Raw genomic sequence first — 23,661 nt, forward strand, 5'->3', positions numbered from 1 at the left:
GCGGCGGCTTTATTTTCGGCTCCTCTCCACTTTGCGGGAAATGCTTTTTGTTGATGGCGATGCCGTAGGGCTGGAGCTTGCTCCACGCCGCGTTGCAGGCTCTAGGGTCGGGAATTACGGCACGTCGCAAGTGACGGCCCTGCAAAACATTCGGCAATTTCCAATGCTTTTGGTGATGAGCTTTATTTTTCCAGGGTGAGGGCCATGAGGCCGATGACGACTTCGGTGGAAAGGGCTTTCAGCTCGAGGTGGGAAAGCTGCTTTTGCGGATCGAGGGTGTGGGCGAGTACGGTAGCGGATCCGCCGACGATGGAGTAGGCTTGGTCGGCGGTGGAATCGGGGTCGTAGTGGCGGAGGTTTCCGCTGGCGAGGTCAAGTCGGAGCGGAAAGGGGCCGGGGTGTTGAAACTGGAAGTCGTCGACGAAGTAGTCTTGGTCGATGGGCCACCAGGTGGTGGGGTTGTGGAGGGCAAGCTCGCTTCGATTGCCGTCGGTGTAGTGAAAAACAACTACACCGTTGTCGATGTGAGACTGCATCCAATTGGTTGATCCTGCCAAGAGCAGGTAGGCGCGGCGTGCGTTTCCGCTGAGCGGGAGGTCGATGGCGTCGGGGTAGTTGTCCCAGAGCGAGACGAAGGCAATGTTGTTCTCATTTGGGCCAGGCGGGCTGGCGAGCGGGACTTGGTTGGGCAGATGGATTTGGCCTTGCTTGGCTGCAGCGGCTTGGCGGAGTCCTTGGTCGTTGACTTCGTATTGCCGTTTATAGGCGCCGGCCCAGCCGCCGATGCCTTGCTTCGGGATGGCGAGGGAAGTGAAGGGAGAGCGTGGACTGCGGTACTCTTGCTGGAAGATATCGGTGACCTTGGCGTTGAAGCTCTTGCCGAGGTCAACGGTGGTGGTGCGGGAGGCTGCTATGGATTGGGTCCAGTCGACGGGCTCAACTGTAACGGGTGGCGTGTATTTGAAATCTGGAGGCGTGAAGGCTGCTTTTTCCTCGTTGGAATAGCTTAGGGTGTAGCTTTGCTTGTTGGGGGCGAAGCGAGCTTCCAGATAGCCGTGTCCGTTTTCGTTTAGGGTGGTGAGGGAGCGGGGCCTTTGGCCGTCGAGGCGAATGCTGTCGGGGGCGGTGCCGAGCGGGAGCTGCAGGATGAGCTCGGTCTGCGGCGGGAATTGGGTGGTCACGGAGAGGCTGACCGTCGTGGCGGACTTTTGATAGTCGAGCTCGATGGAGCTGTGCTTGAGTTGGGCGAAGTCCCAGTGGTTGGGGATGCCGGGGCGGAGGGTAAGGCTTTGCTCGAGGAGGTTTGGCTGGACGCCGAAGAGTCCCTCGACGACGGCTCGGGAGGTGACGCCGGAGCCGTCGGCGAAGTCTCGTTGGGATTCGCCGCGGTAGGCGTCGAGGAAGTTCATGGAGCCGACGTTGCCGGGGCAGATACCGGCGAACATGCTGGCGATGAGGGAGCCCTTGGTCAGGCTCCACGCCTCCTCTGGGCGTCCCGCTTGCCAGTAGGCGAGGGCGGTGTGTATGTTTTCGCCCATGACGACGTTATTGACGGACCAGTCGTAGGGAAACCAGTGGGAGCTGGCGAAAACCCAGATTGGATTTTGGTCGGAGAGTTGCGGGTAAGAGAGGCGGCGGTGGGGAATGGATTGGTCGACGTATCGGGTCATTTGATACGCTTCTTCGGGGCTGGGGACTTGGCTGTCGAGGGTGTGGTAGACGCTCCAGACTCCGGCGGCTTTGTGTTGGCGTTGCAGCCCGATCCAGTCTTTGTATTCGGCGAAGTAGGACGCGTTTCCGTCCTCAACCCAGAGCAGCTTGCGCATGGCCTTTTCGATGGCTTCGGCTTCGGCGAGGTAAGGGCTTGGGTCTTCGCCGATTAGGCGAGCGAGGCGGGCGGCTTCGCGGTTGTGGAAGGCGTTGTAGGCGGAGGTGTAGGCGACGCCGCCGCCGTTGTAGCTCATCTCGTCGCTCGCCCAGATGGCGGCGTAGGCTTCGTAGAGCGGGAGCTTTTCGCCGGCGACTTCGAATTCGCGTCGGAAGAGGCGACGTTCCCAGGCCAGGTGACGTTCGATGACGGGCCAGAGTTGTTTGCCGAATTCGATATCGCCGGTCCAGCGGAGGTGCCGGAAGAGGGCGTCGAAGTAGACGAGGTTCATGTCGTAGTGGGAGTGCGACAAGGTGCCGTTGCTGTGTAGGGCGGCTTCGGCGCGGGCTAGGTTTCCGTCTTCGTCGGGACCTGGGATTTTGTCGGGAATAGGGGAGGTGTCTTGGCGGGTGGACCAGTACTCCAGGTGGGCTTTCGCTCGGTCGTGCCAGCCGAGAGCGTCCATGGCGTAGGGGCCACGCCAGCCCAGCAGCTTGCGGCGCCAGGCGATGGCTCCGTGCATGACGGCTTGCTGGGGCTCGTCCCAGGTCGCGTCGGCCCCGATGCAAAGGGCGGCTACGGCGGCGTCGAAATAGGGATCGGGGGTGTGGACTTCGAGTTGGCTGGCGCGCTGCTGGCGGATCTTTTGGTTGGCGGCGTAGCGCTCGGGGAGTTGATCGGGGGTGATGCTCTGAGAAGCTTCTGATTCACTGGGAAGCTTTTCCCAGGAGAAGTAGAGTTTGTCTCCGTTTAGTTGATTCGTGGATACAATAAGGGGACGGTCGGTTTGGACGGGCGTAGGAATCGATGCTTGCTGGGCGAGTCGTTCCGGGTCTTGCCAGCAAGCGGCGTCGACGACTTTCAGTTTCGCGTCCTGGGAAAGGGAGGCTTGGATGCGGCCTTTGGGAGCGGTGAGACGGTAGCTTTGGCCTTGTGGTGAGTAGGTGAATACGTTGTCGCGGCAGAACTCTGGCTTGAGTTGGAACCATTCGCTGATGGGCACGTCTTCGGTTCCGATATCGCCGTCACGTTTTCCTCTCTGTCCGTTCAGTCCGCCGTAGACGGCGAGGATGCGGAGGTCCTTGGGCGCGTTGGGGCAGTCGATCTGGACGAAGAAACTCTCGGATTGGTAACTGCCAAGGGCAGTCAGTTCGAGCTCGGCGTTTTCGAGCAGTTTATCTTTTATACGATAGGCGAGTGAGCCGGGGACGTAGCGTGGTTCGATGTTGTCGGCCTCGTGTATCCATTTCGTGGTGTCGCCTCTTTGGATTGCGAAACGCAGGTTGCCGCCGCGTCCGGGGAGGTAGAGGACGAACTCCGGGATGTCGCCGCCGTCGACGCGAAAGGCAGTATTGCCTCCGTAGAGCGGGCGGTTGAAGCGCTCGAAATCGTGGATGGCGACGAAGGCGCCGTTGTCCGGTTGGTAGCGGAGCTGCTGGCCCAGCGTCTCGGGGGAGGTGGAGCGAAAGGGGGAGGCGGCAGCCAAAAGTGCGAATACTAGTAGCATATTAGGAGCGTTTTTTTAAAGAAGCGGACTGAGGCCTTCGGCTTTGATGGTCCAGCTGCCGTCCTTGGGAAAGCCGGGGTGCTCGGTTTGGCAGCCTTCCCAGCCGACGATCATGAGGGCTAGGGTGGAGAGGAAGGATCCGTTGGCGGGCAGGTAGACGGCGATTTCTGGGCGAGACTGGTTGGCGCTGCGGCGGACGCGGTCGCTGCCTTGCGGACAGTGGCCGTTGGCGTTGTAGACGTTGTTGGGGCCGTCGCGCAGGAGGATTTCGATGGCTTCGGCGGGACGGCCGAGGCGGGTGGCGGTCATGGCGATCATGGGGTAGTCCCAGCCCCAGATCTTGGCTTCCCAATCCCAGTGGGCGATGACGCCGTCGAGGGTGGCGTGCATGGTGTCGCGGTCGACGTAATCGGTTTCGGGGAGGAATCCTAGCGGCATGAGCATCTGGGGATGGTCGTGGCGGCTGTCGATGTTGTCCCAAGTATCTGGATGCGACTCGAGGGCGACGTACATGCCGTGGGTTTGTGGGAGCTCGGGCATGTGGGCGATGGCGTGGTCCCAGTCCGGGTGACGCGGCAGGGAAAGGGCTTCTCGCCACTCTTGTGCGATTTGCAGGGCCCAGCGCCAGTAGGCTAGCTCGAAGGAGGGGTTTTGGCTGGTGGCTTGGTCGTGGATTTCTTGGGCGATCCAGAGGGGAGGGCCGAGCAGGTATTCGCCGCGTTCTTCGTCGAAGTGAAGCATGGTGGCGAGGCAGTCGGCGGTTTCGAGGACGAGGTCGGCATAGCGGCGCAGGGTTTCGTCGCTGCCGGACTGCTTCCAAAGCATGTGGCTAAGGTGTATGGGGTGGGGCTGGTTCCAGAAGATCATGGGGTTGCCGCCGGGGCTTTCGCGCATGTCGGGGCCGGTCATCTTGGACCAGCGGGCTCCGCGCAGGCCGCGGCTTTCGGCGAGCAGGCGGGCGTTGGGGAGGTTGTCGAGGAACCAGCTCAGGTTTATTTCCGCGTATTCGCTTTTTCCCCACGGGATGAAGTGGCCGATGTTCCACCAGGTCATTTCGGTGTGGTGCTTGCCGTACCAGGTGTTGCAGGTGAGTCCGCTTTCTTGGGGAGGGATGGGGGCGACGCTTTGGGCGGCGGTGAGGTAGCGCGAGAGGATCATTCGCTTCTCCAGCTTTTCGGCGAGGGGGTTGGCGCTACCGGCGAAGTCGACGGCGGCACCGGTTGACCAGAAGCGTTCCCAGCGGCTTTGGCAGCGGCTAAGGGCGGTTTGGTAGCTGGGGGCGTCGTCCGCAAAGGGGGCGTAGCGGAGGGTGAAACTTTGTTGGCTGCTGGCGTTTGGTTTCTGGGGATTGGGGGCTTTGCCGATGAGGAAGGAGTGTGTATCCACTTGTTGGAACTCGTTGGAGCAGGTGGCGAAGTAGCGGGTACTTTCGACTTCGCGGTTGATCGTGCGCGAACCGAGGAGGGTGGTGCGGTGGGATTCGGGGGCGGACCAGTCGAGGCCAGGCGTATTTTTAACGGCAGGGTCGTGGCCTTTGGGGAAGTCGAGGCGGGCGTGCAGCTTGCCTTGGGCGACGAGTGGGGAATCGATTTTTACGGCAATCGTATCCGTTTCGGCATCACAGGCAGTTACGATGGTGACGGGTTGGCCAGCCAACTGGAAGCGGCTGGTGATGACGCCTTGCCAGAGGTCGAGGCTTTGTTGCGGGGATTGGATGTCTGACTCTGCGAGTTGTCCGCTTGGGGCGTCGTCCCAGACGAGGGACAGTTGGCCGAGGGGGTGGAGTCGCGGGTTGCGGCGCAGCCAAAGTCCGGCCTCGGTGCTGGTGCCGCGGGAGGGCAGGAGGATGGTCTTGCCGTTGGGCTGGAGGAATTCGACGCTGGCGTCGGCGAGGGTGTAGCCTTCGGTGTTTTGTTCGCTAACCCAGCACCAGCGTGCGAGGGTTTCCAGCGGGATGGCGTTTTGGTGGTAGGCTTGGCCGAAGCTCTGCAGGCCGGTGATGTCGACGGTGAAGGCGAAGCCGCCGTTGCCTACGGTGAGCGGGGCCCCGTAGTCGATGGCGCTTAGTTGGGGATTGTGGCGGGCGACCACGGCTTGGCGATCGATGGCAGTGGGCGAGCCCGCGAGGGCGAGCGATGTGAATAGGGCAGGTAATGCGAGGGCAAGGGGAAGCTTCATGGGTAGATTGAAGGGGTTGATGGCCTGTTCGAAGGAAAGGCGCTCTGCGATAGTCGGCTAGAACAAACTCGTGTAGGGTTTTGAAGTTTTTATGTGGGCGGATTGCCGCGAGCGGTAGCCCTGCGTTTGGGTGGAGGGGATCTTGCAGCGTGGTCGCGGGCTGAAGCGCCGCGCTACGGGTTGGGCAGCGCGGCGGTGTCGATTATTGGTTCTTGGGGAGGCCGTTGATGCGGACGTTTTCGAATTTGAGGTTCTCGATGCCGGTGATGACGCTGGGTTGGGAGATGTTGTTGAACTGGCAGTTCTTGACGAGCACGTCCTGGATGGGGAGCTCCTCGCGGCCGTGGAAGTAGAAGGCGCGTGGGGCTTTTTCAACTATGACGTTTTCCATGCTGACGTTGCGCACGGTCGGGTAGTGGTCGCCGTTTTCGCCCCAGTAGTAGAGGTTGATGCGGAAGGCGGCGTCGGCGACTTCGCTGACGGTGACGTTGCGGAAGTGGATGTTTTCAACGAAGCCGCCGCGGAAGGTGTTGCTCTTGATGCGTAGGGCGCGTTCGAGGTGGGGGCTGTCCATGACGCAGTCTTCCGCGAAGACGTTGCGCACGCCTCCGGACATCTCGCTGCCGACCACGACGCCGCCATGGCCCTCGAGCATCTTGCAGTTGCGGATGATGACGTTTTCAGTGGGGACACCGATGTTGCGGCCGTCGGCGTTGCGTCCGGCCTTGATGGCGATGCAGTCGTCGCCGGTGTCGAAGTAGCAGCCTTCGATGAGCACGTTCTTGCTGGACTCGGGGTTGCAGCCGTCGTTGTTGGGTCCGAGGCCGATGACGGTCATGTCGCGTACTGTGACGTTTTCGCAGAGCACGGGGTTGACGAACCACATGGGAGAGTCGCGGAAGGTGACGCCTTCGATGAGGACGTTCTTGCACTTGTATGGTTGTACGAATACGGGCCGCAGGCCGGTGTTGTTTCCGAATACGCGTTCTTCGGTGGGGACGCCGTCTTCGGCCATTTGGCGGGCTTTGTTGATGTGGGGGCGAGCGTCTTTGGACCAGGTCCACCAGTTGTCGCGAGAGGCGCGGCCGTGGAAGGTGCCCTTACCGGTGATGCCGATATTTTCCTGCTCGTAGGCGTAGATGAGCGGGGAGTAGTTCATGACTTCGGTGCCTTCGAAGCGGGTGTAGACGAGCGGCTCGTAGTCTTCGGGGACGGTGCTGAAGTTGACGGTCGCGCCTTCGGAGAGGTGGAGGTTGACGTTGCTTTTGAGGTGGATGGGTCCGGCGATGAACCAGTCGCCAGCGGGCACGAGCACGCGTCCGCCGCCGGCGGCGTGGGCTTCGGCGATGGCTTGGTCGATGGCGGGCTTGATGTCGCTGGAGTTGTCGGGGACTGCTCCGTAGTCGACGATGGAGAAGTCGCGATCAGGAAAGGTGGGAGCTTCAATCTGCTCGAGGATCTGGGGCAGGTCGTCCCAGCCGATGGCTGCGGAGCTTTGGGAGGACTTGGATGAGCTGTCGTCGTTGCAAGCGCTGAGGCAGAGCCCTAGGGCGGCAATGCCGGTGAGCTGTAGGACCCGTGGCATCTTTTGTAGGAAGGGAGTTCGGTGAGGTTTTGCTAGTTTCATTGTTTTCAATTGGGAAAGGCTTCGCCGACGGGGGCGGCGAGCGGAGCTCAGCTGTTGGCTTTGGGGGCTGGAGCGCTGCGGGATTGACCCGTGGTTTCGATATTTCGGAGAAAGGTGGAAAGCTGGGAGCGCTGAAGCGGGTCGGCGCAGTGTCGGAGGGCGAAGTCGGCGCACTTCTGGGCGTTTTCGGGGCTGTTGGCGCGAAGGTAGAATTGAGCAACTTGTAGGCCGAGCCGCGTGTTGTATGGAAATTTCACTACGCCTTCGCTGAGGAGGTCTACTTGGACGAGGTTTGGCGGTATGGCGCTGCGTTGCCATGCTGCTGCCATGAGCTCGTAGGTTTCCGGAACGGCGGGTTCGAGCTTCCTGGCCATGAGAAGGGGAACGAGGACTTTTGCCAGCGCATCGGGCGGGATCTGGCCGTCGGGCCCGTGCTGGGTTTTCAGTTCCTCGAAGCGGAGGCGAGCGAGGGTGGTCCAGGTGGACGGCAAGCGGCTGCCGCTTTGGGCCGCGGCCTCGAGGCGTTCTCGGGCGGAGGAGCGGAGTCCAGCTTGCAGTTCGGCTTGGGCGAGGGAGGAGAGCAATTCCGGACTGGGGGAATCGGTCAAGGGCTCGAGTCTTTCGATCGTTTCGCGGAAGGTGCTAATCGCCTCCTCTACTTTTCCGGCGGCCAGCTGGGCAGTGCCGACGATGCGTCCAACTTCGTTGGGGCTGGGCTCGCGGAACGTGACTTTTTCGGCGGTGATTCCCTGGTCCTTGTATAGCTTGTAGTAGTTGTATTTATGGTATGGATACCTGATGTGTCCGCTCAGCTTTTCAAGCATCCCGTCGTAGCTCATCTGGAAGCACTCCTGGAATAGCTCCTCTGTGAGCGGCTCCTTGCTGATGCGTTGCACGAAGGTTTGGAAGGCTTGCTCGTGTTTCCGGTCGGCCCCGAACTTACAATAGTGGACGAAGGCGTGGGCTTGCTTGGCCCAGGCCATATCGACGAGGGGATTGAGCTCGCGGTACTGTTCGGGGCTGAAGGCGAACATCTCCTCGAGGGGGATGAGGCTCTTGTTGGCAAGGGCTATGTGGAAGGGTGGGTCTGCGGTCCAGAAGGGAAGCACGCTTTCGAGAGTGACGCGGGTGCCTTCGCCAATCTCTTCGTCGTCGCTGGCGAAGGGGTCGCTATCGTCGGTTTCGGCGACGTCGCCTTCTCCCTCGATCTCATCGGAATCTAAGGATGTGCCAAAGTCGTCGACCACTTGGAGAAATCCCTTGGCGGAATCGGGAATATCGTCGGGGCTGGGGCGTCCGCGTTTCACGTCGAGGAATCCGAATTTGATGATCCGGTCGTAGACGTCCATGTCCATGATGATCTGGGTATTGCCTTCGATGAGCCATGGGGGCGGAGCGTTTCTGCTTTGCGCGTAGAGGAGCCGTATGTATTCGCGATAGAGGAGTCGCCGGTGGTCGACCTCGAGGCGTACGAAATGATTTTGCAGTTCGGCGTCGTAGAAGGACTTTTGCAGGTCGAGCACGATAGCCGCTTTTTCGCCATCGTAGAAGAGGTGGCTGAAGATCCCGTTGCGCTGCTTTTTTTCGGCGGGGGTGAATTCGTCGAACGTTTTGTCGGCCCCGCAGAGGATGATGGTGTTTTGGACGAGGGGTTGGAGGGGGATGGGCCAGGCGATGCTGAGAGCGTCCCGAAAGCGTTGGAAGTCCTTCAGGTAGCGCTCCGCGTTTCCTTCCCAGGCGTAGGAGAGGATCTCGAAGTCACCTAGCTGGGCGTACTGCCATTCCTTTTTCTGGAAGGCCCAAAGGAGCTGGTTTTTGGGAAGGACTCGCTTGGCTTTCACCTCGAAGGGCTTCAGGTCGATCGTTTCGGAATTGATAGGCGTGGGATCCTGGGCGTGCAGGCCGGAAACGAGAGGCGCAAGCCAGGCGACTGCTGCAGCCGCGAGCTTGCCGAATCTCGGGGAGAGTGGGAAACGTCGAGTGGATTTCATTGATGGGTTGTGCGAGGCGGGATCGCTCGACTAGGAGTAACAGGCTTTGATGTTTCTAGAACCCTTGTCTCGCGAAGGGGCGACGGGGCTTGGGGCGAATAAGCGTCTAGGATTTTCTGTATTGGGGAATGAAATAATATATATTTCAACGATTAAAATCCCCTTGGGGCACCTTTCCAGATGTTTTATTCTGGCTGCGGGAATCTCAAGGTCCGCTTACTTTGCAGCTTTTCTCAACTGAGGGTTTGACTTTTAGGACTCTCGTGAAATACGAATTGGAAATAAGGCTATTTCAAATGAAACAAAACACCCCATCGATACTCCCAAGCCCGGTTCGGGCATTTTCTAAGCAAGCATGCGCGGCAGTCGGCGCGGCTTTGGCGTTGGTCATGGCGCCGCTCGATCTCGTTTCGGGTGCCCCAGAGTCCGGGCAGATCCCGCCGCATCCGATTCGCATGGACAAGGTGGTTCCGGCCTTTCCCGGAGCATGGGGGGGCGGCATGTTCACGCCTGGCGGCCGCGGCGGTCGGGCCATCGCGGTTACGAATCTCAACGACAGCGGACCTGGCAGCTTGCGGGCGGCGATCGAAGCCGAAGGGGCCCGCATGGTGATCTTTCGGGTGGCGGGGATTATCGAGCTGGAGTCCGATCTGGATATCGACAATCCGGACATCACGATCGCGGGCCAGTCGGCTCCGGGCGACGGAATTTGTATCAAGAATCACTCCCTCAACATCAACACTCGCAACGTAGTGCTGCGCCACCTACGGGTGCGTCGCGGCGATCCGAAGGGCGGTCAGGGATCCGACAACATTGGCGGCAATCCCGAGAGCGACATCATCGTGGACCACTGTTCGGTCAGCTGGGGTCGCGACGAGGGGATTTCGCTCTATCGCAACATGAAGAAGATGCCGGATGGCAGCTCCATCAAGTATCCGGTCAAGAATCTCACTATCCAATGGGTCGTATCGAGCGAAGGCTTGGGGCCGGGACACGAGTTCGGCGGGACTTGGGGCGGTGAGGACGCGACCTTTCACCACAACCTCTTTGCCTGCAACACGGGCCGCAACCCTTCGATCGGCATGTCCGGACGTTTCGACTACCGCAACAATGTCATCTATAATTGGGCGCACCGCACCATGGATGGCGGCGACGAAACTTCGGAGATCAACGCCATCAACAATTACTACAAGCCAGGGCCCGCGACCAACGAGAACATGAGGGAAACCATCGCCCGTGTGGGGCCCGGCGTTCGCAACATGTATTCGCCAGGCAGCGCCTGGGCGGATGGTGGCTGGTATCCCAAGGCCGAGAAGCGTCCGGGCAAGTGGTACGTGGCTGGAAACGTGATGGAAGGCAGCGAGCGAGTTACGGCTGACAACTGGAAGGGGATGCAAGCGGACGCGGAGCTCGAGCGCTTGGCTCGAGTGAATACGCCTTTCGTTGGTTGGCCGGTGGCTCAGGAAACGGCGGAGCAGGCCTATGAATCGGTTTTGGCCAAGGTGGGAGCGACCCTGCCGCGTCGCGACGCGGTGGATACGCGAGTGGTCGAGATGGTGCGTAGCAACAAGGTTCTCGTTCGCGACGGTATCCTGAGGAATCCGGAGGAGGTGGGCGGGTACCCAGAATTTACATACTCCAAAAAGGAAGTGCCTTCCGACAAGGACGGTGACGGCATGCCGGACAAGTGGGAGAAGGAGCATGGCCTCGATCCCAAGGATGCAGCCGATGGCGCCGCGGACGCGGACAAGGATGGTTACACGAACTTGGAAGAGTTTCTCAACGGAACGGATCCGCAGGAGTTTATCGACTACCTGAACCTCGGTAACAACGTGGATACCATCAGCTAGTTTTTCGTAGTACAGTCGTATGGTATTAAGATCCTGGTCGCGGGTACGGCCAGGATCTTTTTATTGCTTTGCTTCGTTGCGGCAAAGGCAAGCCCCTAGCAGGCGAGGCTGCTAGGGGCGGCGGGAAGGCGTTGCTGAAATTCTCTAGCCCGCTGTTTAGGCGGGTTGGGAGAGCATCTCGGTGATGCGGCGTTCGAGCGTCTTTTGGCCGGCTTCGTAGGGGCCTTGGTAGCCTTCCGCGAAGGCGTCGGGGAGGATGTCTTCGGTTCCGTTTTCGATTCCATCGAGGATCGTTTCGGCGACGGAGGCGGGAGTGGCTTTTGGCATTTCCATGCCTTTGGCCATTTCCGTGTCTACAGGTCCTGGATACACGCCGATCACGGTGGTGCCTTGGGCGGCGAGAGCGAAGCGGGTTCCGACGATGAGCGAATGGGCCGCGGCCTTGGAGTCGCTGTAGCTGGGGATGACGGGAAAGTTGGAGAGTCCCGCTACGCTTGAAATCGTGACGAGGGAGCCGCCGCCGTTGCGGCCCAGGACGGGGGCGAAGGCGCGGGTGACGTAGAGGGGGCCCCAGTAGTTGACCTCGAATTCGCTGCGGAAGCCTTCCAGGTCGCCCGTGACGAGGTCGCCGCCTGCGAGTACGCCGGCGTTGTTGATGACGATGGACGCGTCCTGGGCGATGTCGGAGGCGGCCGCGACTTGCTGGGGATCGGTCACGTCCAGCGCCACGGGGACGACGCGGTCGGGATGCTGGGAAACGAGTTCGGAAAGGGAGTCGGTGTCGCGGGCGGCGGCGTAGACCTTGGCGGCTCCGCGGGCGAGCAAGGCCTCGACGAGGGCGCGTCCGATGCCTCGGTTGCTACCGGTTACGAAGGCGCTTTGGTTCTGTATTTTGGATGTCATGGGTGCAGTGGTTCTTGGATTGCTTTAGAAGTTAATTGAACGACCAACCAAAAACCTTGACTGCGGGTCGCTGTCAATAAGTTATTGAACAATCAATCAAATTGGATTTGATCGGTTTCCATGGCCCGTCCTCTCAAGTACGATCGAGCGAAATTGCTGGAATCCGCGACCTCCCTGTTTTGGCAGCGAGGGTATAGGGGTGTGTCCATCAAGGACTTGGTGAAGGAGACGGGCGTTTTGGCGGGCAGCCTTTATTCGAGTTTCGGAAGCAAGGACGGCGTCTTCGTGGAGTGCATCCATCGTTACGCGGAGATGTGCGGGCCCATGTACGAGTCGGCGGAGGCGGTGGACTCACCGCTGGGGCAGATCGAGACCTTGTTTGCGGAGATGCTGGACGACGCCTTGAGCGAAAACGGTTGGCGCGGGTGTTTCGTGGTGAATTCGCTGCTGGAGGTTGCTCCGGACAAGCCGGAAATCGCAGCCGTGCTGAAGCATTACGTGCAGTTTTCGGAAGGCTGGATCGCGGAACGGCTGGAGCGGGCCCGAGTCGCGGGCGAGTTGAAGGCGGAGACGCCAGTGGACGAGGTGGCGGCGAACCTTTTTGGCATCGTGTACGGAGTCCGGATCAAGGCCCGAGCTGGGGAGGACGCGCAGCGCATCCGGAGTTTCGCTCGCAGCATGCAGGCGAGCTTGCTGGATCCTTGGAAAGCGTGAGGGGCGAGAGGGGCTGACGATGGGATGTGGACGGTGTAGTGATCGCGTGGGTACGCGTTTTCGGGCGCCGTGCGTGGAGGGCAGCAAGAATCAGGTGGCTTCGCTTGCGAGGTGAAGGGTAAGCTGTGGTAAGAGCCGGTGAAAGCTCCGTCGTGTTTTTGATTATGGAAGAGCAGTTCGAGTTGGGGATAGGGCGAGCCGATGCGGGAGAGCCGCGCAACGTTTTGCCGCGGGACGGGGAGTCGATTTACTTTGGGCCTTTGTTCGCGAGGGAGGAGGCCGATGCTTGGCTTCGCTACTTCTTGGAGGAGATTCCGTGGAAGCACGACGAGGCGGTGATTTATGGACGCCATATAGTGACTGCCCGTAAGGTCGCTTGGTATGGCGATCGGAATTTCGACTACACCTATTCCGGCCGCACCCGTACGGCCTTGGTTTGGACGGAGGAGCTGCGTCAACTGAAGGGGAAGGTGGAGGCTTGGGCGGGGGGCCGCTACAATTCCTGTTTGCTGAACCTCTACCAAGACGGCTCGCAGGGCATGGCTTGGCATCACGACGACGAAAAGGGCTTGGGGAGAAACTCGAACATCGCCTCCCTTAGCTTCGGGGCGGAGCGTCGTTTCGACTTTCGCCACAAGGAGAGTCGGGAGAAGGTATCGGTGCAGCTGGAGCATGGGAGCTTGCTGGTGATGCGAGGGGAGACTCAAGCTCGCTGGCAGCATCAGGTGCCGAAGACGGCCAAGGTGTCGAGGCCTCGGGTGAACCTTACCTTTCGCCGGATGTTCGGGCAATAGGCGCGGCTTCGGGCGCCTGCCTGCAATTCGCGCTGGCGTTCTGGGAGATTGGCTGTAGGCTTCGGGCCTAGTATGAATATTGAGCAAGATCGTACGGTGCCCTGTCCCTATTGCGGAGAGTCGGTAGGAATCGTGGTAGATTGCACGCTGTCGTCCCAGGAGTTCGTGGAAGACTGCCAAGTGTGCTGCCGGCCGATCCAGTTTTCGGTTTCGGTGGACGAGGACGGCGAGATTGTCGACCTGCAGGCCTTGAGCGAGGACGAGTAAGCCTCGCTCGTTTTTTGGGGCGTCGCTTTTCGTTTCGAGGCGCGACACGGTATTGGCGACGGAGGTCCTAAGTAGTCCTTCTAGCCTGACCCTAGGGACCTTTGGATAAGGGCTGAATTAGGGGGAAGGAAGCTTTGCTCGCTCTAATAGAGAAGCGCGAAATCGGTATCGGAGATGTCGATACGAGGGCGATGTTATCCCCCGCGCTTGGAGCGCTTCTAGTCCCTAAGGTTTTGTCCGAAGGAATGGGCGTAAATCGTATGGAGAATACCCCTCATTTCGACCGTTCCAGATGGACAAAAGCCCTGAAATGGATAGCTTGAAACAAGAGGCAAGTAACCCTGTCTCAACAAGAACAGCGCGGGTAAACAGCCATGCGAAACACGACCGAAACATTACCTCACTCGGTCGAACTTACACTAAGATCTAACGACGCCAGCCGCGTCGCCAGCGAGCGACACGACGGACGCTGGGAGAGCGTGAGCTCGAACGAGTTTCTCGACGAAGTACAGCACTTTGCCGCCGGGCTTTTGCAGCTTGGTATTCACAAAGGAGATACAGTTGGGATTATAGCGAATTCTTCCCCGCGTTGGCTGGTGGTGGACCTTGGGTCCATGGCGGCAGGCTGCGCCACGGTGCCGGTCTTCGTAAACGTGGCCGAGGACAACTTGGCCTACGAGATCGAGGACAGCGGCATGCGAGCCGTTTTCGTCGATGGCCCGGTGGCCTACGCCCGCGTGCAGCCGCACCTTGGCAGGCTGGGCTTAGTCATTTCTGCGAACGTTGACTCCGATCGGAGCGAACATCACTTAAGTTACCAGGACGTTATCGATATTGGTAGGGCGAGAGCGGATACGGATCCTCAGGTTCTAGAATGCATGCTAGAGGACCTGGATCCCAATGCGATCGCGACCATTATCTATACGAGTGGTAGCTCGGGTTCGCCCAAGGGGGTCGAGCTTTCGCACGCGAATTTGCTGTCGCAAATTCGCGCATCGGGGCAGCGATTCCCGATGGACCCTTCTGAGGACGTAGCCTTGAGCTGCCTGCCCTTGGCCCACGTCTTCGAGCGCATGGTGGTCTATTTCTACCTGTGTTCTGGGGTGCCGGTCTGCTTCGTGGACGATATCCAAAATGTGGGTACTTGCTTGAAAGAGGTGCGTCCTACGACCATGACCATGGTGCCGCGGCTCCTGGAGAAGCTCTACGGAAAGCTGCGCGACGGGGCGGAGGCGAAGCCTTTGCTCAAGCGCCTCATCGCTCGTTGGGCGATCCGGCGAGCCTTCCGATTGGATCCGGATCGGGCGCAGGACTGGCGGGATCGGCTAGCGGACAAGCTGGTCTATTCACAGTTTCGCCTCGGTTTGGGGAATCGCTTCCGGCGCGTCATCGCGGGCGGGGCGGCCTTGGCTCCCAAGCTGCACCGCTTCTACTTGAACATCGGCTTGCCGGTCTACCAGGGCTACGGCTTGACGGAAGCGGCGCCGGTATTGGCGACGAACTATCCGGGGCATAACAAGATCGGCACTGTGGGCCAGCCCTTTCCCGGAGTGGACGTGAAGGTGGACGAGAGCGGCGAGATCTTGGCTCGGGGCGAGAACATCATGCTCGGCTACCATCATGCCTTGCAGGCTACGCGGGAGGTCATCGACGAAAAGGGATGGCTGCACACGGGAGACCTGGGACACCTGGACCGCGAAGGTTTTTTGGTGATCGATGGGCGGGTGAAGGAGCTGCTCAAGACTTCGAACGGAAAGTACGTTTCGCCGGTTCCCATCGAGCTGGCTCTCATCGAGTCCCGTTTGGTGGATACGGCAATGGTGGTCGCGGAGGGAAAGCCTTTCGTGAGCGCCCTCTTGTTCCTCGATCCTGCGAGCGTGGGATGCGTGGACGGCTGCGTGGAAGGCGAAACGCTGGAGCGGGACGCGTTGATGCGCTTGGGGATTGCGAACCGCTTGGATGCGCGGATCGCTAAGGTCAACGAGCATCTTAACGCTTGGGAGCGGATCCGAGATTATCGCTGCATCTATGGGCTTCCCAGTATCGAGAGGGAAGAGCTTACGCCGACCATGAAGATTCGTCGGCATGTCGTCGAAGGCCGTTACCAGGCCGAAATCAACGCCATCTACTCGAGCCACGGAAATATCATGGGCGTTTAGCCTGTGGTGCGGGGAGGCTTCGGCCGTAGGTGGATTATAAATACGTAGTGTTATGAAGGAACGAATTGCGATCATAGATGGCGTAAGGGCGCCTTTTGGAAAGGCCGGTGGAATTCTGAGCGGGTTCGGGGCGGACGATCTGGGCGCGGTAGTGGTCAAGGAGCTCTTAGCCCGAGCGGAGCTGAGCGGCGAGGAAGTCGACGAATTGATATTCGGCAACGTGGCCCAGCCGGTGGACGCGGCCAACGTCGCTCGCGTGATCGCTCTGAAGGCGGGCCTGCCCAAGCAGATGCCCTCCTACACGGTGCAGCGAAACTGCGCTTCAGGCATGGAATCGATCACCACGGCGGCCAACAAGATCCAGGCTGGGGAGATCGGCCTCGCGATCTGCGGCGGTACGGAGTCGATGAGCAATATTCCTTTTCTTTACCGGCGGGAGATGGTGGGCATCTTCACTCAATTGTTTCGGGCTCGCAGCTTGATGCAGAAGCTCAAGGCCCTGCTGGCCTTTCGTCCGCGCTTTTTGGCTCCGATCGTCGGAGTGCAGCAGGGGCTGACGGACCCAGTTTGCGGGATGAACATGGGGATGACCGCGGAATTGCTGGTGCGTGATTTCCATATCACCCGCGAGGAGCAGGACGCTTTCGCCTTGGAAAGCCATCGCAAGGCTTGTCGGGCGAGCGAGAATGGCGTTTTCGAACAGGAGACGGTGCCGCTTCCTGTTTATCCGGAGTATCGAAATGTTCACTACAAAGACGAAGGGCCGCGAGGCGACCAATCGCTGGAGGCGCTGGCTAAGCTGCGTCCATACTTCGACCGCGAAACCGGTACGGTCACGGTGGGGAACGCTTGTCCAATTACGGACGGAGCGGTAGCTGTGCTGGTTGCCAGCGAGAGTCGGGCTCGCGAGTTAGGGCTGAATCCGCTCGGTTACCTGCGCGACTACTGCTACGCGGGCCTGGAAGGGGAGCGCATGGGCTTGGGGCCTGCTTACGCGTCGGCCAAGCTTTTCAAGAAGACGGGCATGCGGCTGCGCGATTTCGATTTGGTGGAGTTGAACGAAGCCTTCGCCGCCCAAGTGATCGCCAACGAGCGAGCCTTTTCCTCGCGCGCTTTCGCCCGGGAGTATTTAGGTCGGGACGAGGCCTTGGGCGAACTCGACCGGGAGCGCCTCAACGTAAATGGCGGTTCCATCGCCTTGGGGCATCCGGTGGGAGCGACCGGAGCGAGGCTGGTGTTGACCTTGCTGAAGGAGTTGAAGCGACGCGGCAGGGAAAAGGGGCTGGCTACGCTCTGCGTGGGAGGCGGTCAAGGGGCAGCATTAGCATTGGAGGTAGCCTGATATGGAAACGGAAGCATTTAAGATGAACGTAGACGGGCAGGGCGTTGCTCGGCTGGTATTCGATTTGCCCGAGGAAAAGGTTAACAAGTTTTCCTACCCGGTGATGAAGGAGTTTTTGGATACGCTCGACGCTGTATCCAAGCAAGCTGACATCAAGGTTCTGCTGTTGATGAGCGGTAAGCCCGGGATCTTCATCGCGGGAGCGGATATCGGGGAATTGGCCAAGATTAAGGATGAGGGAGAAGGGGAGAGCAAAGCCCGTTTCGGGCAAGCGGTCTTCAGCCGGCTCGAAAACCTGCCGTTTCCGACGGTGGCGGTGATCGACGGCGCCGGCGTCGGCGGAGGCTTGGAGTGCGCCCTGGCTTGCCAGTATCGGCTAGTGAGCGACAGCCCGAAGTGCAAGCTCGGCTTGCCCGAGGTTACCTTAGGGATCATTCCCGGTTGGGGCGGCACGCAGCGGCTTCCGCGCTTGCTCGGGTTGCCGCAGGCCCTCGACTTGATCCTTTCCGGCAGGTCGATCGACGGCAAGAAGGCCGTGAGGATCGGTTTAGCCGATAGGCTGATGGCCCACGAATTCGTGGAAGACGCGGTGCAGGACTTCGTGAAGGAGCTCTTGCTCAATTCTTCCATGGACCGCCGGACCACGCGAAAGGGGAGCGTTCGAGATCGCTTCCTGAGCGGTACGCCGCTGGGAAGGTGGCTGGTCTACCGCAAGGCTCGCCAGAATTTGGAGCGGAGGACCAAGGGCAAGTATCCAGCTCCGGAGGCAGCCCTCGAGGTCGTGCGAGAAACCTTTGTACGCGGTGGGGCGGCTGGTTTCGCTCGCGAGGCGAAAGTCTTCGCCAAGCTCTGCTCGACTCATGTAAGCAAAAACCTGGTACAGCTTTTCTATACGAACGAGTCTTTGAAGAAGGACGCTGGCATTGGCGATACCTTGCATCCGGAGCCGATCCGTTCCGCAGCTGTCTTGGGCGCCGGAGTGATGGGGGGTGGGATCGCCTGGCTGCTCAGTTCCCAGGATATTCCGGTGCGGATGAAAGACATCAAGTGGGAGGCGATCGCGGCTGGATATGCGGAGGCGAACAGCTATTACCAGCAAATGGTCAAGCGTCGCAAGATGCGTCCCCACGAGTTGAACGTGAAGATGCACCGCATTTCCGGGACCGTGGACTACACGGGATTTCGCAAGGTGGATCTGGTGATCGAAGCGGTGGTGGAGGACTTGGAGGTCAAGCGCTCCGTGCTGCGTGACGTTGAAAAGCGGATACCGGTCAATGCGGTGATCGCTACCAATACCTCTTCCTTGTCCCTCGTCGATCTGGGCGAAGGCTTGGTGCATCCGGAGCGATTGGTAGGGATGCACTTTTTCAATCCGGTAAACCGGATGCCCTTGGTGGAAGTGATTGCGGGCCCTAAGACCGCTCAGGAGGCGATTGCCAAGGTGATCGATCTTACGCGGCGGTTGGGCAAGACGCCGATCGTGGTGAACAACTGTTCCGGCTTCCTGGTGAACCGGATCCTGATCCCGTACCTCAACGAGTCGGCCTATATGCTGCAGGAAGGGACGTCCATGGAGCGCATCGATAAGGTGCTGGAGGATTTCGGCCTGCCGATGGGACCCTTCGCGCTTGCGGACGAGGTGGGGATCGACGTGGGGCTCAAGGTGGCTCTTATCCTCGAGAAGGCTTACGGTAAGCGCATGCGGGTGGCGGATATCATGAAGGCCGTTTACGAAGAAGGCCATTTGCTCGGTAAGAAGGACGGCAAGGGGTTTTATCTGCACAAGGGCAAGGAGCGCACGCCGAATGACAAGACGATCAGTGAGCTGGCAAAGGCCGTTCAGGAGCGGCTCCACACCGATCACCACGATTTGGATACGGATGAAATCGTGGACCGGGCCTTGCTTTGCATGGTGAACGAGGCGGCTCGCTGCCTGGAGGAAGATATCGTGCATACGCCGGAATACCTGGATATGGCGATGATCATGGGAACGGGGTTTCCGCCCTTCCGAGGAGGGCCTTTGCGCTATGCGGACGAGCGCGGCTTGAGCGACGTTTGCCGTGCCTTGGAGGCTTTGCAGAAGAAATTTGGAGAACGCTACGAGCCTTCGGGCTTGTTGCTGGAGATGGAGCGGTCGGGGCGTCGCTTCTACGAAACGGCTTAGGGCCAATGGACGAACCTTAAACGGAAAGCGATAGGATGAAGGATATAAAGGAAACGGAAGGCGCGGCTGCGGGCTCGGAGGATGAGATGTTGATCGATACGTCCCGGATGAACCGGCAGCAGCGGGAGGCCCTGGAGGTGGCGGAGTCGGCTCGGGAGGCGAAGGGTGAGAAGCCGAGCTTCGCGGGCAAGTTGTTCATGGGCGAGTTTCTGCCGGAGCTGCTGACGCCGTTCCCGTTTCAGGATGACCTGGAGAAGGAGCGAGGAGATCGCCTGATACGTTCGCTGGCGGACTATTTGGTGGACCATCTGGATCCGGAGAAGGTGGACGAGACGCGGACCATCCCTCCCGAAGTGGTGGAGGAGTTGGTGCGGCAAGGTGTATTCGCAATGAAGATACCGGAAAAGTACGACGGCTTGGGGCTTTCGCAGGTGAACTACAATCGGGTGATGATGATGCTCGCATCCCATTGCGGCAGCACCGCGGTGCTGGTTTCCGCTCACCAGTCGATCGGCGTGCCGCAGCCGCTGAAGCTGTTCGGAACGGAGGCGCAGAAGCGAAAGTACCTGCCTCTCTTTCGGAGAGGCGCTATTTCGGCCTTTGCCTTGACCGAGCCGGACGTGGGCTCGGATCCGGCCCAGATGTCGACCACGGCGGTCCCGAGCGAGGACGGTAAGCATTTCATTCTCAGCGGGACCAAGCTGTGGTGCACCAACGGAACGATCGCGGACGTGATCGTGGTGATGGCTCAAACGCCGCCTAAGGTGGTACGAGGCAAGGAGCGGAAGCAGATCACGGCGTTTATCGTGGAGACTCGCTGGGCCGGGGTGGAGGTCGTCCATCGCTGCGACTTTATGGGGATCCGCGGCATCGAGAATGGCTTGCTGCGTTTCGACAAGGTCAAGGTCCCGCGTGAGAATATTTTGCTCGGTGAGGGCAAGGGCTTGAAGTTGGCGTTGGTTACTTTGAATACGGGTCGCCTGACCTTGCCTGCCGCCTGTACAGGGATGGCGAAGCAATGCCTGTCGATTGCGCGGCGCTGGGGAAACCATCGCAAGCAATGGGGTGCGGCGATTGGCATGCATGAAGCGGGCCGTACCAAGATCGCCTCCATCGCGGCCAATACTTTGGCCATGGAAGCTATTACTTTTCTGACTTCGCACTGGGCTGACCAGGGCGATAAGGACATCCGGATAGAAGCCGCTATGGCTAAGCTGTTCTGCAGCGAAATGGCATGGAAAGTCGTCGACGATACTATGCAACTGCGGGGAGGCCGGGGTTACGAAAAGGCCTCCTCGCTACGGGCTCGAGGGGAACCGGGATTCCCGGTCGAGCGCATGATGCGCGAGTGTCGCATCAACCGTATCATAGAAGGCACTACGGAGGTGATGAAGCTCTTTCTGGCTCGGGAAGCCATGGACCCGCACCTTCGGGTTGCGGCCGGGCTGCTCAAGCACCATGTACCGATCGCGGAAAAGTTCCGTGCGGGGATGGGCGTCGCGGCCTACTACAGCGGCTGGTACCCGCGGCAATGGGTGAACGGCAGCGCTTGGCACAGCCACGAGGAGGGCGGCCTCTTGGCTTCCGAGTTCAAGTACGTGGAAGCGGCGTCGCACCGATTGGCCCGCACGATTTTCCACTTCATGGGATTGTATCAGGACCGCCTAGAGAAGCGGCAAAACATCCTCGGGCATTTGATGGAGATCGGCACCGAGCTCTTCGCCATCGCGACCACGTGCAGCTACGCGAAAGGCTTGGTGGACCGGGCTCCCCAGGACAAGTCGCCCATGGACTTGGCGAAGCTCTTTTCCCGTCAATCCCGTCTGAGGATCGAGGAACACTACCGCGGCTTGAAGCGCAACGCGGACCGGTCGGGCAACGCCATGGCGAAGCGGGTGCTGGGCGGCGAATATACTTGGTTGGAAGACGGAATCATCGAATCCGAACCCGACGCGTATCGAGAATGCTGAGACGCTATTTCCAGTTGAACGAGTTGAGTCGCCCCGACGAACCGGAAGCGGAGAAGGGGAAGCAAGCTCGCTTTTTCCCTTTCGAGAAACCGCGGGACGTGGGAGTGCGTTCGCGGCTGACCTGGAAGGCCACGGGGAAGGTCATGGATGTGTTGGAGAGGTCCCTCGGGGTGCGGCTGCGGGTGGATGGCTTGGAGAACCTGAGCGAGCATCCAACGCTGTATGTGGTCAACCACTTCACGCGGGTGGAGACCTTTATCATTCCTTACTTGCTCTATAAGTTGCGTGAGGAAAGCGCTCGGACCTTGGCGCACTACAGCTTGTTCACCGGATTTTTGGGACGCTATATTTCGCGCTTGGGCGCGGTTTCGACGAAGGAGGAAGAGCGCGACGCGATGATCGTGGGCGACCTTATGACGGGGCGAAAAAACTGGGTGATCTACCCGGAAGGAACGATGGTGAAGAACAAGAAGTTCCTGGACCAGGGGAACTTCATTATCGATTCGCCCGGGTACCGGGGACCGCCGCGAACCGGCGCTGCGGTGCTGGCGCTGCAGGCGGAGTCGCATCGACTGCGTTACTTGCGAGCCTACGAGGAGGGCGATGCGGAGACGATGCACGCCTACGAGGAGAAATACCGCTTCGCCGGTCCGGAGGAGGTCTCCCGGCGGGAGCTGGTGGTGCTGCCGTTGAACATTACCTACTATCCGATCCGGCCGCAGGAGAATTTCGTGTCCCAACTGGCTCGGACGCTGTTTTCGGATTTGCCCGAGCGCTTGGAGGAGGAGCTTAAGGTCGAGGGGCGTATCCTTCTGAGCAAGACGGATATGAAGATTCACTTTTGTCCGGCGATTCCCTTGCGTTCGTATTTGTCGCCGCGTGGGTTCGTGCCGCGACTCTTGGCGCGTCTGCAGGGTGAAACGCAGCAGCTGGACCAGACTGTGCGTTCGCAGCGCGACCAGTTGACGCGAGCTTTCATGAGGGAGATCTATCGCAACGTGGAGGTGAACTTCGACCACCTTTTCTGCTCCGGCTTATTGTGGGCCAAGGAGCAACGGGTGCTGAAGCGAAGCTTTCACCGGGCCTTGTTGCTAACGGCGCTGGAGTTCAAGAAGAATGGAATGTGCCGCCTGCAGTCGAAGCTGTACCGGACTTGCGTGGAGGTGTGCTCCGGCCTGGAGAGCGAAGCACTGCAGAGCATCGTGAGGGAGAGCGTTCGGGAAGGCGTGCTGGAGGATCAGGGCGACTATTACTGGATCAACCGAGGGCGTTTCCACGAAACCGCTTCCTTCCACGACATCCGTTTGCGGCTGACGACCAAGGTTATCGCCAACGAGTTCGAACCCTTGTCCGAATGCGTGGAGGTTCTGAAGCGAAACGTGAACCAGGACGAACGAGGGGCTCGCTGCATCCTGGCGGACGAGCTGAAGCGCGAGGAGGCTCGGAGTTTCGAGCGGGCCTATCGCGAGCACTACGACCCGGAATTGTCCAAGCCTTTGGAAGTCGGCGAGCCGTTCGACTTGTTGCCTAAGGACGGAAAAGTGCGGGCTGGCGTGTTGTTGGTTCATGGATACATGGCGGCTCCCATGGAGATGCGCTACCTCGGCGAAGCGATTAGCGAGCATGGCTACCACTGCCACGGGTTGCGGATCGAGGGGCATGGCACGGCCCCGCTCAATCTTTCGGAGACGAGCTGGAAGGATTGGTTGTTTTCCGTGCACACTGCCTACCTGAGAATGGCTTGCCTGCATGACACGGTGTACCTTGTCGGCTTTTCCATGGGCGGCTTGCTGGCATTGCTCAAGGCCTCGCAATTGGGATCGCAGCTGGCCGGGGTAGTGGCGATCAATCCCGCTTTCCGCTTGAAGGACCATCGGGCAGGCTTGGCCGGGGCGGCGGACGTGTGGAACGGGATGCTGCAGAACCTGCATATCGATATCGGCAAGGTGGAGTACGTGGAGAACCTGCCGGCGAATCCAGAGATCAACTACACGCGGAACTACGTGAAAGGCGTAAGGCAGCTGGGGCTGTTGATTTCCCGGTGCGAGGAATCGTTGCCGCAGGTCCGATGCCCTTGCCTCGTGGTGCAGGCACGCAAGGATCCGGTAGTGGATGCGACGGGAGTGGAGCTGATTCGCGAAAAGATCGGTTCGGATGCAGCCAGCATCGTCTTGCTCAAGGCGGATTCGCACGTGATCGTGACGGATGAGCATCGAGACGACGTGGCGCTGTATGTGCGGCACTTCTTCAGTACCCTGGAGTTGGCGTCGCCCTTGGTGCCGGAGCTCGAGTTTCACTGCGCGGGCTATTGAAGTAGGGAGGCGGTAT

General features: G+C 59.8%; 14 protein-coding genes. 9 read left to right on the forward strand and 5 right to left on the reverse strand.

What is annotated here, in order from left to right:
• Positions 1-182 precede the first annotated feature (182 nt).
• The 4 genes from QEH57_RS00785 to QEH57_RS00800 all read right to left on the reverse strand — a co-directional run bounded on the left by QEH57_RS00785 (position 183) and on the right by QEH57_RS00800 (position 9,170).
• Positions 183-3,374 (reverse strand): DUF4450 domain-containing protein, encoded by a 3,192-nt coding sequence (locus QEH57_RS00785; RefSeq protein ID WP_309004753.1) that lies wholly within the window; start codon positions 3,372-3,374, stop codon positions 183-185.
• A gap of 15 nt (positions 3,375-3,389) precedes the next feature.
• A complete protein-coding gene (locus QEH57_RS00790) occupies positions 3,390-5,552 on the reverse strand; it encodes a hypothetical protein (RefSeq protein ID WP_309004754.1) in 2,163 nt (720 codons plus the stop codon).
• A gap of 202 nt (positions 5,553-5,754) precedes the next feature.
• Positions 5,755-7,137, reverse strand: a complete 1,383-nt coding sequence (locus QEH57_RS00795) for a glycoside hydrolase family 28 protein (protein ID WP_309004755.1) — start codon at positions 7,135-7,137, stop codon at positions 5,755-5,757.
• A gap of 89 nt (positions 7,138-7,226) precedes the next feature.
• On the reverse strand, positions 7,227-9,170 hold the full coding sequence (locus QEH57_RS00800) for a hypothetical protein (RefSeq protein WP_309004756.1): 1,944 nt from the start codon (positions 9,168-9,170) through the stop codon (positions 7,227-7,229).
• A 389-nt stretch (positions 9,171-9,559) separates the two neighbouring features.
• Between QEH57_RS00800 and QEH57_RS00805 the strand changes: the two genes are divergently transcribed.
• A complete protein-coding gene (locus QEH57_RS00805) occupies positions 9,560-11,020 on the forward strand; it encodes a hypothetical protein (RefSeq protein WP_309004757.1) in 1,461 nt (486 codons plus the stop codon).
• A 156-nt stretch (positions 11,021-11,176) separates the two neighbouring features.
• Here QEH57_RS00805 and QEH57_RS00810 read toward each other — a convergent pair whose 3' ends face one another.
• Positions 11,177-11,923, reverse strand: a complete 747-nt coding sequence (locus QEH57_RS00810; RefSeq protein WP_309004758.1) for an SDR family oxidoreductase — start codon at positions 11,921-11,923, stop codon at positions 11,177-11,179.
• A 120-nt stretch (positions 11,924-12,043) separates the two neighbouring features.
• On the opposite strand from QEH57_RS00810, the gene QEH57_RS00815 reads away from it, so the two are divergent.
• From QEH57_RS00815 to QEH57_RS00850, 8 genes are all read left to right on the forward strand, one after another.
• On the forward strand, positions 12,044-12,637 hold the full coding sequence (locus QEH57_RS00815) for a TetR/AcrR family transcriptional regulator (RefSeq protein ID WP_309004759.1): 594 nt from the start codon (positions 12,044-12,046) through the stop codon (positions 12,635-12,637).
• Between the two features lie 125 nt (positions 12,638-12,762).
• A complete protein-coding gene (locus tag QEH57_RS00820) occupies positions 12,763-13,431 on the forward strand; it encodes an alpha-ketoglutarate-dependent dioxygenase AlkB (RefSeq protein WP_309004760.1) in 669 nt (222 codons plus the stop codon).
• A 72-nt stretch (positions 13,432-13,503) separates the two neighbouring features.
• A complete protein-coding gene (locus QEH57_RS00825; protein WP_309004761.1) occupies positions 13,504-13,698 on the forward strand; it encodes a CPXCG motif-containing cysteine-rich protein in 195 nt (64 codons plus the stop codon).
• 374 nt (positions 13,699-14,072) lie between these two features.
• The gene (locus QEH57_RS00830; RefSeq protein ID WP_309004762.1) at positions 14,073-15,857 is read left to right on the forward strand and encodes a long-chain fatty acid--CoA ligase; all 1,785 of its coding nucleotides are present in this window, start codon (positions 14,073-14,075) and stop codon (positions 15,855-15,857) included.
• Positions 15,858-15,909: 52 nt separating this feature from the next.
• Positions 15,910-17,199, forward strand: a complete 1,290-nt coding sequence (locus QEH57_RS00835) for a thiolase family protein (RefSeq protein ID WP_309004763.1) — start codon at positions 15,910-15,912, stop codon at positions 17,197-17,199.
• 1 nt (position 17,200) lies between these two features.
• Positions 17,201-19,363 (forward strand): 3-hydroxyacyl-CoA dehydrogenase NAD-binding domain-containing protein, encoded by a 2,163-nt coding sequence (locus QEH57_RS00840; RefSeq protein ID WP_309004764.1) that lies wholly within the window; start codon positions 17,201-17,203, stop codon positions 19,361-19,363.
• A 35-nt stretch (positions 19,364-19,398) separates the two neighbouring features.
• Positions 19,399-21,333 carry an acyl-CoA dehydrogenase family protein gene (locus tag QEH57_RS00845; RefSeq protein WP_309004765.1) on the forward strand — a complete coding sequence of 645 codons (1,935 nt, stop codon included), beginning with the start codon at positions 19,399-19,401 and terminating at the stop codon, positions 21,331-21,333.
• Positions 21,327-23,645 (forward strand): alpha/beta fold hydrolase, encoded by a 2,319-nt coding sequence (locus QEH57_RS00850; RefSeq protein WP_309004766.1) that lies wholly within the window; start codon positions 21,327-21,329, stop codon positions 23,643-23,645. Before QEH57_RS00845 ends, QEH57_RS00850 begins: the two co-directional genes overlap by 7 nt.
• Positions 23,646-23,661 lie beyond the last annotated feature (16 nt).

This window comes from Pelagicoccus sp. SDUM812005, from assembly GCF_031127875.1.
Taxonomy (GTDB): domain Bacteria; phylum Verrucomicrobiota; class Verrucomicrobiia; order Opitutales; family Opitutaceae; genus Pelagicoccus.